The 15,132-nt window shown below is 50.1% G+C and carries 8 protein-coding genes; 6 read left to right on the top strand and 2 right to left on the bottom strand.

The window, feature by feature from the left end:
* The first annotated feature begins 54 nt into the window (after positions 1-54).
* The 3 genes from C7T94_RS07175 (at position 55) to msrA (ending at position 3,347) form a co-directional block, all read left to right on the top strand.
* Complete coding sequence (locus tag C7T94_RS07175; RefSeq protein WP_107214572.1) at positions 55-1,644, top strand: N-acyl-D-amino-acid deacylase family protein; 1,590 nt, start codon at positions 55-57, stop codon at positions 1,642-1,644.
* A gap of 19 nt (positions 1,645-1,663) precedes the next feature.
* Complete coding sequence (locus C7T94_RS07170) at positions 1,664-2,701, top strand: hypothetical protein (RefSeq protein WP_107214726.1); 1,038 nt, start codon at positions 1,664-1,666, stop codon at positions 2,699-2,701.
* Between the two features lie 100 nt (positions 2,702-2,801).
* Positions 2,802-3,347, top strand: a complete 546-nt coding sequence (gene msrA / locus C7T94_RS07165; RefSeq protein ID WP_107214571.1) for a peptide-methionine (S)-S-oxide reductase MsrA — start codon at positions 2,802-2,804, stop codon at positions 3,345-3,347.
* Between the two features lie 29 nt (positions 3,348-3,376).
* Here msrA and C7T94_RS07160 read toward each other — a convergent pair whose 3' ends face one another.
* On the bottom strand, positions 3,377-6,133 hold the full coding sequence (locus C7T94_RS07160) for a DNA gyrase/topoisomerase IV subunit A (protein ID WP_107214570.1): 2,757 nt from the start codon (positions 6,131-6,133) through the stop codon (positions 3,377-3,379).
* 93 nt (positions 6,134-6,226) lie between these two features.
* Entirely contained in the window at positions 6,227-6,715 is a 489-nt protein-coding gene (locus C7T94_RS07155) for a cytidine deaminase (protein WP_107214569.1), read from the bottom strand.
* 137 nt (positions 6,716-6,852) lie between these two features.
* On the opposite strand from C7T94_RS07155, the gene C7T94_RS07150 reads away from it, so the two are divergent.
* From C7T94_RS07150 to C7T94_RS07140, 3 genes are read left to right on the top strand one after another with little or no spacing between them, the layout of a single operon-like run.
* The gene (locus C7T94_RS07150; RefSeq protein ID WP_107214568.1) at positions 6,853-11,865 is read left to right on the top strand and encodes a translocation/assembly module TamB domain-containing protein; all 5,013 of its coding nucleotides are present in this window, start codon (positions 6,853-6,855) and stop codon (positions 11,863-11,865) included.
* On the top strand, positions 11,849-14,140 hold the full coding sequence (gene tamL / locus C7T94_RS07145) for a translocation and assembly module lipoprotein TamL (RefSeq protein ID WP_107214725.1): 2,292 nt from the start codon (positions 11,849-11,851) through the stop codon (positions 14,138-14,140). The genes C7T94_RS07150 and tamL overlap by 17 nt, the downstream gene beginning before the upstream one ends.
* 4 nt (positions 14,141-14,144) lie before the next feature.
* Entirely contained in the window at positions 14,145-15,131 is a 987-nt protein-coding gene (locus tag C7T94_RS07140) for a YihY/virulence factor BrkB family protein (protein WP_107214567.1), read from the top strand.
* The last annotated feature ends 1 nt before the right edge of the window (position 15,132 follow it).

Raw genomic sequence — 15,132 nt, 5'->3', positions numbered from 1 at the left:
TTACTTTATTTCTGAATATCTGCCCTTAGGGGTATTTTCCAAAAAATTTAAACCTTGAGAAAAACTGCGTTGACCATTCTTTTTGCCGCCTGTACCTGGTGTACCTATGCACAGCAGCAATTTGACATCCTGATCAAAAACGGCAGGATCATTGACGGCAGCGGGAACCCCTGGTTTTATGGCAATCTCGGGATTACCGGCGGTAAGATAATGGCGGTAGGCAAATTGCCGGGTGCTTCGGCAAAAAACATACTCGATGCCTCCGGATTGGTCGTGGCCCCGGGCTTTATCGACGTGCATACGCATATCGAGGACGACGAACGCCGGCAGCCCACAGCAGACAATTTCATCTTCGATGGTGTAACTACCGTAATTACCGGTAACTGCGGCAGCTCTGAAAATGACCTGGGCAGTTATTTCAGGTTTATAGACAGCCTGCGGCTTTCTGTGAATGTGGCCTCGTTTATTGGCCACAACAACATTCGCCAGGCAGCCATGGGCATGGCCATGCGTGAACCAACCGCCGAAGAGCTGGACCGCATGCGCAATCACGTGGCGCGCGCCATGAAAGATGGCGCCGTGGGTCTCTCAACCGGTCTTATTTATACCCCGGGTACCTATTCAAAGCCTCAAGAGATCATTGAGCTGGCCAAGGTAGCAGCCGGTTTTGGGGGCATCTACACCTCACACATGCGGAGTGAAGCAGACAAGGTCTTCGAAGCGATAGATGAAACGATCAACATTGGCCGGCAGGCACGCATGCCAGTCGAGATTTCCCACTTTAAAGTAGGCAAACCGAACTGGGGCCGCACTGCCGAAATGATCAAAAAAGTAGAAGATGCCCGACTGGAAGGAATCGAAGTAACGGTTGACCAGTACCCATATACCGCAAGCAGCACCGGCCTGAGCTCGATCGTTCCTTCATGGGCCCTGGCCGATGGCGCCGACTCACTCCGCGCACGGCTGCGCAATCCGGCAATTTATAAAAAGCTGGAAGCCGAAATGACCGCCGACCTCAAACGCCGGCAACGTAAGAATTTTGACTACGCTATGGTGGCTAATTACGGCCCAGATACCACGCTGAATGGCAAAAGCATCATGGAGATCAACAAACGCTGGGGCCGCAAAAGCAAACCCGCAAACGAAATACGCACCATACTTGACATGATGGAAAAGGGCGGCGCGCAAATGGTGTTCCATGGCATGGATGAGCAGGATGTGGAGAAGATCATGCAGTATCCATATACCATGATCGCTTCCGATGCCTCGATCCGGGTGTGGAACCAGGGCGTACCGCATCCCCGCGGTTACGGCAGCAACGCACGGGTGCTGGGCCGGTATGTGCGCGAAAAGAAAGTGATCCGCCTGGAAGACGCGATTCGTAAGATGACCTCGCTGCCCGCTCAAAAAATGGAGCTGGGCGACCGCGGACTGCTTAAGCCGGGAATGGCGGCCGATGTTGTGGTATTTGACCCCGCAACCGTAACAGACCGCTCGGTTTATGAAAAGCCGCACCAGTACTCAACCGGATTCAGGTATGTATTGGTTAACGGCGAAGTTACCCTGGCTGGCGAGCACCATACGGGCAAACGCGCAGGCATCGTGCTGCATGGCCCGGGATACCTCAAACAAGATCAAAAATAACTACATAACTGAAATCACTATGAATATGCCGAAGTTGGCCAACATTTTTTTATCTGCCTTTATCAGCTGTACGCTGCTGGCAAGCTGCAGTTCAGATGCACAGAACAAACAATCCGCACGGTCAGACACCGGAAAAAAAGGCGACCAGACCAAAGAAGAGGTCCTTCAGCCAATTGACACTGCCGTTTACGATTCGCTGATGCGGAAAATGGCAAATGGCGATACGACCGGCAAATGGCCTGTCAAATCAAAAGTATATCCGAAAGACGGTGCTATTCTTCCTTACAAACGAATCGTTGCCTACTATGGTAACCTGTATTCCAAGAATATGGGCATTCTTGGCGAATTGCCGCCAAAACAAATGCTGGCCCGGCTGGATGGTGAGGTAAAAAAGTGGGAAAAGGCCGATCCGGGAACACCCGTACAACCTGCACTGCACTATATTGCGGTAGTGGCACAGGGAGACGGTGGCAAGGACGGCAAATATCGTTTTCGCATGCCTGAGAAACAGATCGACTCGGTCATGACCATTTCGCGCATGCGCCCGAACATGATCGTATTCCTGGACATCCAGGTATCGCTCAGCACCATCCGCGACGAGCTGCCCCGACTTGAAAAATACCTGAAGCTGCCGAACGTTCACCTGGGAATCGATCCCGAATTTTCCATGAAAGACGGTTCACGTCCGGGCAAGCGCATCGGCACTTACGATGCTGCAGACATTAACTATTGCATCAACTACCTGGGCAAACTGGTTAAAGATAACAACCTGCCGCCTAAAGTCTTTGTCGTACACCGCTTTACTAAAAAAATGGTAACCAACAGCGCAAACATCAAACCGACCAGGGAAGTACAGGTCGTTATGCACATGGATGGCTGGGGAGAACCTGAACTTAAAAAAGGGACGTATCGCCACTTTATTTATTCAGAACCCGTGCAGTTTACCGGTTTCAAGCTGTTTTACAAGAACGATTTGAAAAAGGCGCCGAACCGCCTGATGACACCCGACGAATTGGTCAAACTTAAGCCAAAACCGGTCTATATTCAATACCAATAACAGAAGCCCTTCGGGGCTTTTTTTTATTTAACCCCGTCGGTGCAGTCCGGCCTGCGTACGCCGGGAAAACCGCCGCCAGCCTGACTGCGTTTATACAGATATGCAAACAGCAATTTTCGGCGGCGGCTGCTTTTGGTGTACAGAAGCGATCTTTCAGACACTGAGGGGTGTTGAGCTTGTTTCGCCCGGTTATATGGGCGGCTATACACCGCATCCAACCTATATGGAAATTTGTCAGGGCGACACCGGTCATGCTGAGGTAATTAAAATCGATTTTGACGAGTCTGTCATCGGGTACAGCGACCTGCTGCAGGTCTTTTTCAACACACATAACCCGACAACGCGGAACAGGCAGGGGAACGATCGGGGCGCGCAGTACCGCTCGGTGGTGTTTTATCAGGATGCCGCACAGCGCGACATGGCAGCGGCCATGATCGGGCAGGTGGCCGCTTCAGGTATGTACGAGAAGGAGATTGTTACAGAACTGGCCCACGCTGCTGCGTTTTACCCGGCAGAAACCTACCACCAGGATTATTTTATAAAAAACAGGCACAAGCCTTATTGCAGCTTCGTGATCCAGCCAAAACTGGACAAATTTACAGTGGCGTTCGGTCAGTTGCTTCGTCCGGAATTTTTAGAAAAATAAAAGCCCTGGCATGAACCAGGGCTTGATGATCAGAACAGGCCAAGCTGGCCCTTGTCGTCCATGTCGATATCATCCTTGTTGGTGATCTCGAAATCTATTTTTTTCGCCGGCTTTGATGGCGCCGGGTCTTCCTTTGTTTCCTGTGCAGGCTTTTCCAAGGGCCTGGCATCAGCAGCTGGTTTCTCTGTCTGTTCGGCAACTGGCGCTTCAGCTTCCGTTTCTCCGGGCTCGTTTTGCTCATCGGCAACATCAGGACCCGGTTCTTCTACCGGGTCTGCATTGTCAACAAGTTCGGGCTCGTGTAACGTGATTTTCTGCACATCATGGGTCGAGACCCGGTTTCCGGTGGCCTTCATGCCTTTCACGTCTATCATCTCTCCCACGGCGGCCGTGAGCGTTTCCGGTAGCTGTGTCTTGCCTTTCAGTACATCGATCTCGAGCGCTGCCGCGGGGTTTGATGTGATGTACAGCATCCGTGAACCTGCTTCTTCACTGATCACCGAAACTTTTTTACCAATAGCCAAAGATTCGAACGTAAACCGTTTGATAAAATAATTCTTTGCTTTCCCGTCATAATGTACAACAGCAAAGACCTCCTCAGGATCGAACTTGCGGATCAGCACCAGGCCGTCGTCAAAATGATTGCTCAGGTCAAACGAAGAAAGTTCGTACCAGCCGTCTTTATGCACCAGAAGAATTTTATCATCCCCGTCAAACTCGCCCAGGTACTGCCCGCGCGCATCGACATTGAGCCTTTTAAGCAGGTCGTCATACCAGATCTTTCGGCCAGAAAGCGTAGAGACCCCTTTGCTTTTCAGCAGGATCTTTTTGAGTGGGTATTTGGAGACAATATTTCCCTGCGAGGCCCGGCCTTTGATGGCTATTTCGGCAAAATCAAGGTCAAACTGCAGTTTCCGCAATTTTGAATGCGGTTTAAGCTGCACATTGATTACCTCTGCTTCGCCATTCGGGTTGGCTGTGAAATACAATGTTTTCGATCCTTTAGCGCCTTTGGTCAGGTCGTACTCTTTATCGCGTGTTACCCCCAGTATGGAAAACCGCTTTACATAAGAGACGCCGCTGGCCCCGTCGCGGTAAATCATATTGTAAACCGTCCGCTCGTCATTTTTCTTGAATACCTGTGCATGCAGGATACCCTTGCCGACAAAGGTTTTGTCTGCCACCTTGGTGATGATACATTTCCCATCTTCACGGAAAACGATGATCTCGTCAAGATCAGAACAGTCGGCAACGAACTGGTCTTTTTTCAAACCGGTACCAATAAAGCCATCTACCGGGTTCATGTACAATTTAACGTTCGCCAGGGCTACCTTCGCGGCCTCGACCTTATCAAAGAGCCTGATCTCGGTTTTACGTTCGCGCCCTTTGCCGTATTTATCGCGTAGTTTCTCGAACCAGGCAATGGCATATTCAGTGAGGTGCCGCAAATGGTTCTTTACCACTTTGATGTCGTCTTCAAGCGCCTTCATCTGTTCGTCGGCTTTCTTGACATCGAATCGGGTAATACTGCTCATCGGCTTGTCAATGAGGCGTTTGAAATCTTCCGGTCTGATCTCGCGGTAAAGCGATTCCTTGAAGGGATCGAACAGGAGGTTCAGCACGTCGACAACATGTTCAAAGCTGCCGGCATTCTCGTACTCGGCGTTCTTGTACATCCCTTCCTGAATGAATATTTTGAGGAGCGAGGAGAAAAATATCTTTTCCTGCAACTCGTGCAGGCGAATTTCAAGTTCCTTTTTAAGGAGCGCCCGTGTAAATTTAGAGTTTTCAATCAGGATATCGTTCACACTCATAAAGTGCGGCTTATCATCCTTAATGATACAGGTATTGGGCGAAATAGATACCTCGCAGGCCGTGAAGGCGTACAGCGCATCGATCGTTACATCGGGAGAAATGCCAGGTGCCAGGTGAACCACGATCTCTACATTCTTGGCCGTATTGTCTTCGATCTTTTTGATCTTAATCTTTCCCTTTTCGTTGGCAGACAGGATGCTGTCTATGACCGATCCGGTGGTGGTGCTGAAAGGCACCTCTGTAATGACCAGGGTCTTTTTATCTCTTTCGGTTATTTTGGCCCTTACACGGATTTTCCCGCCGCGCATTCCCTCGTTGTATGCCGAGAAATCTGCCATACCGCCCGTAAAAAAATCCGGCAGGATATTCGGGCGGTTGCCCTTCAGCGCTTCTATCGACGCGTCAAGCAATTCGATGAAGTTATGCGGCATAACCTTCGTAGCCAAACCTACGGCGATACCTTCAGCACCCTGGGCAAGCAACAGCGGGAATTTAACAGGCAGAGTAATGGGCTCATTGTTTCGCCCGTCGTAACTAAGCTGCCATTCAGTGGTATCGGGATTAAAGACAACCTCATTGGCAAATTTAGACAGGCGCGCCTCGATATACCGGGGTGCTGCTGCACTGTCGCCGGTTACGGGATCGCCCCAGTTTCCCTGGCAGTCAATCAGGAGATCTTTCTGGCCAATCTGCACCATTGCATCGCCAATAGAGGCATCGCCGTGGGGGTGATACTTCATCGTGTTGCCAATCACGTTTGCAGCTTTGTTGAAGCGGCCGTCGTCCATCTCTTTCAGGGAGTGCATGATGCGGCGCTGAACCGGCTTTAACCCGTCGTGGATATGCGGTACTGCCCGGTCAAGAATCACGTAAGAGGCATAGTCAAGAAACCAGTTTTCGTACAGGCCCGTTATGGGCGTTACGGCATGCATGCCTTCCTCGCTGATGTTGTCCTTCAGTTCTTCACTCATTCTATCCTGTTTATTTGGAAACCGTAAAGATAATCACGCGGGGCGCTATTCGCCCGCATAAGTTTTAAACACACGTCTGTTAAGAGATTGCGTTCAGCCTTTGAGGCCTTCTCCATTGAAAGCAAAAGGCAGCAGATCGCGTACAGACCGCAGGCGGATCACTTCGCCGCCGATACAATAAAAAATAACTGCAATCGGGCTGCCCTGTCGCTTTTCAAACTCGGCCATGACCTGTAAACAGGCGCCGCACGAAGTAACCGGCTGGCGAATCAGAAACCGGTCTGTCTTTGCCGTAACGGCCATGGTTGTCACGGCACGGCCCGGAAACTGGGCGCCGGCCGCAAACAAGGCTGTGCGCTCGGCACAAAGGCCTGAAGGATAAGCCATATTTTCCTGGTTGCTGCCGGGCACGATCTCGCCGGTCTCAAGTTGCAGAGCCGCGCCTACCCGGAAACCCGAGTAAGGCGAATAAGAGCTCTCTGTCGCGGCGACTGCGGCTTCGCACAACCGGCGTTCTTGCTGATCCAGCTCCGAAACGTCGGTATGCCGGGTATAATTTATTTGCAGGCTTATTTTTTCCATTGTAGACAAGTTGACCCGAAAGGTCAAACAAAAGCTGATATTTTCGAACAATTTAAGTTATTTTTTTGTATTAATGGTGACGAAAGCGGCGCAACGCATAGCCCGGATTATATAATAACCGCAAACTGCCATTACCCTTGAACAAATATCTACGTAAAACCCTGAAAGTACTGCTTTGGACCGTTGCCATACTGATTATCCTGGTGGTCGGTTTGGCGGCCTCACTGAACATTCCTGCCGTTCAGAACTTCGTAAAAGACAAGGCCATAGCCTGGTTGAAGAAAAAAACAAATACCGAAGTCAGCCTGGAAAGCATCAAGATCGCGCTTCCCAAAGATGTGGTGCTCAACAAATTTTACATTGAAGACCGCAACAAGGACACCTTACTATATGCCGGAAAGCTCCAGGTAGATATCAGTCTGCTTAAACTGCTCAAGAACCAGGTGGAAGTAAATGATATCCAGCTGAAAAATGTGAGGGCCAATGTAAAGCGAATTGCGCCCGATACCAGTTTCAATTTTTCCTTCCTTGTCGATGCATTCGCCTCAGAGCAAAAAAAACCTGAAGAAGAAGCCAAAAAAGACACGACCTCTACCCTCAAATTTTCAGTCAGCAAAGTATCTTTCGAAGACATCGGGATCAATTACCGCGACGATGTGGCTGGTAACGATGTGCGCGTCTACCTTGGGGCTTTTAAGACACGCATCAAAGATTTCGACCTGGCCAATCAGCGTTATGTAATCAGCAGTTTTACGCTCGACAACACAAACCTTTCCTATCTGCAGCAAAAGCCCCTTGTGCACCTGGCCGAACACCTGGAAGAAAGCGTCGACACGGCCAAAGCATCATCCGGCAAGCTCCCTTTTATCGAGGTGGAAGACTTCAGTTTCAGACAGGTCAAGGTTCTTTTTAATGACCGGATCTCGAACATGAACGCCGATCTGAAGGTTGGCGATCTGGGGTTGAGCAATCTGTCTGTCGATCTGACCAACTCGAAATACAGCGTGAAAGACGCCCACCTGAACAATTCTGATATCCGTTTTGCTTTTAAACCGGCTGAGGTCAAAAAGGTGGACAAACAGCTTGACAAGCAGGAAGCGGCAGCCGCACAGCCCTCGCCGCTTGCGCTGGCTATTCAAAAGATCGCCCTGAAAAACAACACCCTGCGGTTCGACAATTTGGCGGCAAGGCCGGTCAATAGCGGCCTGGACTTTAACCACCTGCTGATCTCCGGCCTGAACCTGGGTGCAGAAGAGGTACGTTACGGCCAGGCAGGTATTCACGCCAGGGTTACCAATGGCTCCCTCAAAGACAAAAGCGGCTTTGTGCTGAATGAACTCAAAGGCGAAGCCATCTATACAGATAGACTGATCAGTCTTCAGAATTTTGTGCTGCGCACCCCAAATACCACGATTAACAACAAAACTGACCTGCGTTTCAGTTCCATGGACGACCTTACGAAACACCCCGAACGTGTTAAGATCGATCTGGAGCTGAAAAACACCACGATCGGGGTAAAAGACGCAGGCTATTTTTCTAATGCTGTACCTGCAGCATACAGAAACGAAAAGCTCCGCGTTAACCTGCGCATGAGCGGATACCTGAACAACCTGAACATTCCGCAGCTGCAGGTAAACGGTCTCAAAAGTACAGTCATCGACATCAGTGGCCGTGTAAAAGGCCTGCCCGATGTGAACAAAGCCTTCCTCGATCTGAATATTAAACGGTTTGCGCTGACCAAACAGGATCTGCTGGTTGTCGTTCCGCGCAGATCATTGCCGGCAAACCTGAGCCTGCCAAATGCGATTAGCATGAATGGAACCTTCAGGGGAAGCATGACCAACTTCAATACTGCCCTGCAGCTGCGCTCAGACATGGGCAATGCCAGCGTCCTGGCTAAAATGACCGGATCCAAAGGCCGCGAAAAATACGATGCCACGGTCAGGCTAGACAACTTCCATGTCGGGCGTCTTCTTCAACAGCAACCCAAACTGGGGCGTGTTACCCTGCGGGCCAAGGTCGCTGGTACAGGCATCGATCCGAAAACGCTGAACGCCAGGTTTACGGCAGACCTCGTAAATGCCTATTACAACCAGTATACTTACCGGAACCTGCGCCTGCAGGGCTCCTATACCCGGCAGAAGATCAGTGTAAAAGGCAGCATGCCAGACAGCAACGCAAATTTCAGGCTTGATGCTACCGCCAACCTTGCCGGTAAATACCCGGCGGTTAAACTTGACCTTGATTTGCGCAGGCTTGATTTGCAAAGGCTTAATTTCAGCAAAACTGAACTGGCCGCCCTCGGCCGCATTAAGGCCGATTTTTCGACTGCCGATCCAGACTACCTGAACGGCCGACTTGATGTAACCGGACTACAGGTAGCCAAAGACGGCCAGCGGTTCAACGTGGATACGATCGCCCTCCGGGCCGCCAGCAGCGCCACAGAAAACCGACTTACGCTGCGATCGGAGATTCTGGATGCGACGATCGATGGTAAATACCAGCTCACAAAAATCGGTGCCGCAATAGTCAACGAAATCAATAAGTACTACCAATTCGGTACGGTTGCCAAAATACCTGAACAGCGGATGCGCTTTTTTATGCGCGTTAAGAATGCAAAACTGATCCAGAATTTCGTGCCTGAGCTAACAACCTTCAAACCTGCAGTACTCTACGGATTGGTAGACACCCAGAAAGACAGCCTAAAGATCAATGCAGACTTTCCCGGCATTGTTTATGGCGACCTGGCGGTAGACAGCACACGGCTGGTCGTTGACAATAAAGAACAAAGGCTGGATTACCGGCTGTTTGTAAAAAGCGTAAAGAACCCCTCGATCCAGCTGTTCAATACAGAGGTTACGGGGAATGCAGCAGACAATAAATTGGGCGTAAATATTTTCCTGCGCGATAGCCAGGCTAAAGACAAATATGTTCTGGGCGGCACGTTCCAGTCGATCAATAAAGATTACCGCTTTAGCATGGATCCGGCCAAACTGGTGCTGGCGTACGAAAAGTGGACAGTTTCTGCAGACAACTTTATACAGTTCGGTAAGTCAGGCATTTTGGTCAACCAGTTTGAACTCGGCAACAACAACCAGTTGCTCGCTATAAACAGTACCGGCAGCACACCAAACTCGCCGCTCGAGGTGCGTTTCAAAGACTTCCAGATCGAAACAATTACCCGGCTGGCCGAAACAGATACCACCCTGGTTGGCGGACGCATCAATGGCAGTGCGACCGCGAAAGACCTGACCGGATCGCCCAAATTTGAGGCGAACCTCACCGTTGACCAGCTTCGGTACCAGAAAGATCAGCTCGGCACACTGCGTCTGGCCGTGAATAACAATACTGAAAACGCGTTTGAAACAAATATCGCGCTAAGTGGCACCCACGAATTGCGTGCAAACGGCTTCTATTACACGGCACCACAGAGCGCGCTTGACCTGACCGTTAACATTGACAAAATTGACCTGAAAGAAATAGAAAGTCTTTCGGGCGGACAAATCAGGCAGGGAACAGGTAGACTCACCGGTCAGTTAGCCGTAAAAGGCGCATTGACTGCGCCCCGTGTAAACGGCAACCTGACCTTTAAAGAAGCCGGCTTTAATGTGGCGATGATCAATTCCTTTTTCCGTTTGCCGAACGAACGCATTTTGTTCGATGATCAGGGCATTGCATTCGACAACTTCACGCTGATCGACTCGCTCAACCAAAAAGCCGTGATCAAGGGTCGGGTGTATACGCAGACCTTCCGGGATTTCCGCTTCGGGCTTGACATTACCACCGATAACTTCCGGGCGCTGAACTCGACGGTGGCAGACAACGAACTGTTTTACGGCACGGTTTACCTGAGCAGCAACATCAAGGTACGGGGCGACCTGAACCGGCCCGATGTGGATGCAGATATCCAGATCAAAGACAAAACGCGATTTTACTTCGCCATTCCGTCGAATGACCCGTCAGTGATCGAGCAGGACGGCATTGTGCAGTTTATCGATGAAGATGCAGCGCCATTTAACGGCAAACCGGCCCTGAATGTAGACAGCCTGACCAAATCGCCGGTAACGGGCATCAGCTTCAGCGCAAATATTGGCATAGACAAAGACGCTGAATTTAATGTTGTTGTGGATCCTGCCAACGGTGATGCACTGCGGGTGAAAGGCGAAGCCGATCTGAACGCAACGATGGACCCAAGCGGTAAAATCAGTCTGACTGGCACCTATGAACTTGCGGATGGCGGTTATAACCTGAGCGTAGGGCCGCTGAAAAGAGAATTTAAAATCCAGAACGGAAGCACCATCACCTGGACGGGAGAACCTACAGCCGCGAACCTGGATATGACCGCGATTTATGACGTGGAAGCCGCCCCAATAGACCTGGTTGCAGACCAGATTGAGAACCGCTCCACGCTTGAACAAAACCGGTTCAAGCAAAAATTCCCTTTCCGGGTGTTGCTTAACCTGGATGGCGAACTGATGAAACCGGCAATTAGTTTCAAGCTTGAAATGCCCGAGGGCCAGGGCGGCCCGGTGCGTGCAGAAACAGAAACCAAAATCCAGCAGGTAAATGCGAACGAGAACGAGTTGAACAAACAGGTCTTCGCCTTGCTTGCCCTGGGACGCTTCATTGCCGACAACCCCTTCCAGAGCCTTGCCGGCGGCGGCGGCGTATCTACGCTTGCGCGTCAGAGTGTGAGCAAGTTGCTGACCGAGCAGCTTAATAACCTCGCTTCTGACCTGGTAAAAGGCGTTGACCTCAATTTCGGTGTAAACTCAACTGAAGACTATTCGACCGGACAGCTGGAAAATAAAACCGACCTGGAAATAGGTTTGTCGAAACGCCTGCTGAATGACCGCCTTACTGTTTCTGTAGGCAGCTCTTTCGGGCTTGAGGGGCCAAGACAGGAAAATCAAAAGACCAGTAATATTGCCGGTAACGTCAACATTGAATACCTGCTTTCGAACGATGGGCGCTACAGGCTTCGTGCCTACCGCCGGAACGAATATGAGGGAGTAATAGAAGGACAGATTATTGAAACGGGCGTCGGCTTTGCGCTGGTTGTCGATTACAACCGCTTCCGGGAAATTTTCCAGCGCAGCCGTGAAAAGAAAAATAAAGAACAAAGACCAAGGGATGACAAGAACAACTAGCCGTTTATGCCTTCTGCTGGGCGTCGGTTTACTCACGGCCTGCAGCAATATCAAATACCTGAAACCGGGACAGAACCTGTATACCGGCGCTGAGATCAGGATAAATCCGGATTCTTCGGGCCGAGTTAAGGATGAGAAATCGCTGAAGGCCGAACTGAAAGGCAAGACCCGTCCAAAACCAAATAAAAAAATTCTCGGTCTGAGGCCGAAACTATACATCTATAACCTTGCCGGCGAGCCTAAAAAGAAAAAGGGTATCAGGCACTGGCTGCGTACAAAGGTGGGCGAACCGCCGGTACTTAGCAGCGAAGTACGCCTAAAACTGAACAACGACGTGCTGCGCAGTTATCTGATCAGCCAGGGATACCTGCAGGCGGCCGTAACCGGCGACACGGTGACCAGGAAACGCAAAACAAAAGCGATCTATACTGCCAACACAGGTCAGCGCTACACCATCAATAAAGTCACTTTCCCGCCAGATAGCTCGCCCGTTGCGGCAATCGTGAATGCGAACAAAGAAAAGTCCCTCCTGAAACCAGGCTCCTATTACAGCCTGGATGTCTTCAAGCAGGAACGTGAGCGCATCGATAACGACCTCAAGGAAAGGGGATTCTTTTATTTTGGTCCGGACTACCTGATCCTGAAAGTAGACAGCACCATTGGTAAACACCAGGTAAACGTAAATTTGCGCGTGAAGGAAACGACACCCGATGCCGGGCTCAAACCTTATACCATTAACGATATCCGCATTTACCCTAATTATTACCTGAACCGCGACTCCATTATCAGGAGGACGCAACCGCTGGAGTATAAAGACTTTAAAATTTATGACCGCCGGAATACCTTTAAACCGCGGGTATTCGAACGCATGATCTTTTTTAGCAAGGGCGATACGTACAGCAGGAAAAACCACAACCTTTCGCTGAACCGCCTGGTTAACCTGAACACATTCAAATTTGTAAAGGCCGAATTTACACCGCTTGACAGTTTCAAAAACAACCAGCTTGACCTCAGCGTTTACCTGACTCCCTTAAAAAGAAATTCCCTTTCGCTTTCGGTAACCGGAACCAGTAAATCCAACAACTTTGTCGGGTCAGAAGTCACCCTGACACAGCTTACACGCAATGTGTTCAGGGGAGCCGAGCAGCTTAATATCAGTGTAAGCGGCGGCTTCGAAACGCAGGTCAAAGGCACACAGGCTGGCGTAAGCTCGTATTCGCTGAGTGCTGAAGGCAAACTATCGTTTCCGCGCTTCATTACGCCTTTCTTCGAACCCAGGAGCACGAGTGCCTTTGTGCCGAAGACCAATGTCAGTCTTGCTTTCCAGCTGTTGAACCGGGCAAATTATTTCTCGCTGGGCTCTGTAAAAGGCGAATTTGGTTACAACTGGAAAGAAAGCGCCTTTAAAGAACATGTGCTGAACCCGATATCGGTCAACTTCGTTAAACTGATCAGCCAGACAGATTCCTTCCGCCTGGCCAGGCAAAACAACCCGGTACTGTTCAGCACCTATGAAAACCAGTTTATTATCGGTTCGAACTATACATACACCTATAACAACCAGATTGACCAGACCCGACGCAACAATCTGTTCTTTATGGGCAATGTGCAGACGGCGGGCAATGTTGTAGGGCTTTTCTTCAAAGAAAAAGAAGACGGTTCTAAACGTCTGTTCAACACATCGCTAACCCAGTTCGTGCGATTCGAAGCTGACCTCCGGGATTATTTAAAGATTAACCGTGGCTTGATCTGGGCAAACCGTCTGAACCTAGGTTATGGTTACGCATATGGCAACAGCAGTTCGCTGCCGTTTGTACGGCAATTTTTTGCCGGCGGCAGCAACGACATCCGTGCTTTTGCAGCCCGGTCGCTTGGCCCGGGTACGTATCGTGTAAACCCGAATGCCCTGTTTGCCGACCAGGGTGGCGATGTGAAAATGATGCTGAACACCGAATTGCGTGCAAAGCTGGTCAGCATCCTGTATGGGGCAATTTTTGTTGATGCCGGTAATGTCTGGCTGCGGCGCGAAGATCCGCTCAGGCCAGGCTCCCAGTTCAGGCTTTCAAAAGCGCTTGACGAACTGGCCTTAGGCACAGGTGCCGGTTTACGTGTCGACGCCAGTATCTTCGTGATACGGCTGGACCTGGCCTTCCCGATTCGCAAGCCTTACCTGCCCGAAGGACAGCGCTGGGTCATAAATGATGTTGCTTTTGGAGACAAGGGCTGGCGAAAAGAAAACCTGATCCTGAACATCGGTATTGGCTATCCATTCTAAGAACATGACACTGGCAAAAATAAAGAAGTTTGGCAAGGAGACATTTCAGCTCCTTGTTGCCGCAGGTAAAGGTTTTAGCGAAGATCGGGTGATGAAGTTGAGTGCCGCTTTAGCCTACTACACACTGTTTTCATTAACCCCTCTCCTGCTCATTATTCTATCAGTAACAAGCATTATTTATAAAGAAGAAGCACTCAGGGGCCAGCTCTTTGGTGAGATCAATGAATTTGTAGGAGCAGAGGCAGCATCACAGATCCAGGGCTTTGTTAACAATGCAAACCTTTCGGGCAAAAGTTCAATCGGACTAATTATCGGTATTGTTACCCTGATCATGGGTGCAACGGCGATTTTTATCGAAATCCAGGACAGCATTAACCTGATCTGGAAAGTAAAAGCCGTGCCTAAAAAGGGGTGGAAAAAACTCATTACAAACCGGCTGTTGTCGTTTTCCCTGATTATTTCGATGGGTTTTCTGTTGCTGGTCTCGCTCATCGTGAATAGCATTGTATTAAGCTTCGGCGATAAGATCCAGCATTTTCTTGAAGGCTACCTGCCGGGAATAGACAGTACCACCACCTTCATTGTGATGATCGTAAACAATGTGCTTACCTTCACCATTGTCACGACCATATTTGCCATCATCTTCAAAGTGCTGCCCGACGTGGTCCTGAGGTGGAAATCGGCGCTTGTTGGCGCCGGCTTTACCGCTTTACTTTTTGGTCTCGGCAAGTGGGCCATAGGTCTATACCTGGAAAAAACGAACCCCGGGCTTGCATTTGGCGCCGCGGGGTCAATTATCGTGATCCTCACCTGGATCTATTATACAGCCGTCATCCTGTATTTCGGGGCTGAGTTTACACAGGCCTTTGCAGAGAAATTCGATGAGGGAATCAAGCCGACAAAGTATGCTGTGCACCTGAAAACGGTTGTAATTGAAAAAGAAGTCAGCCAGTTACCCCCGCAGCATCCCGAAGAAACAGCTGGGAGTTAGC

The sequence above is a fragment of the Pedobacter yulinensis genome (genome assembly GCF_003029735.1).
GTDB classification, from domain to species: domain Bacteria; phylum Bacteroidota; class Bacteroidia; order Sphingobacteriales; family Sphingobacteriaceae; genus Pedobacter; species Pedobacter yulinensis.
The sequence above is the reverse complement of the archived record's forward strand: the minus strand, read 5'-3'. Positions and strand labels throughout refer to the sequence as shown.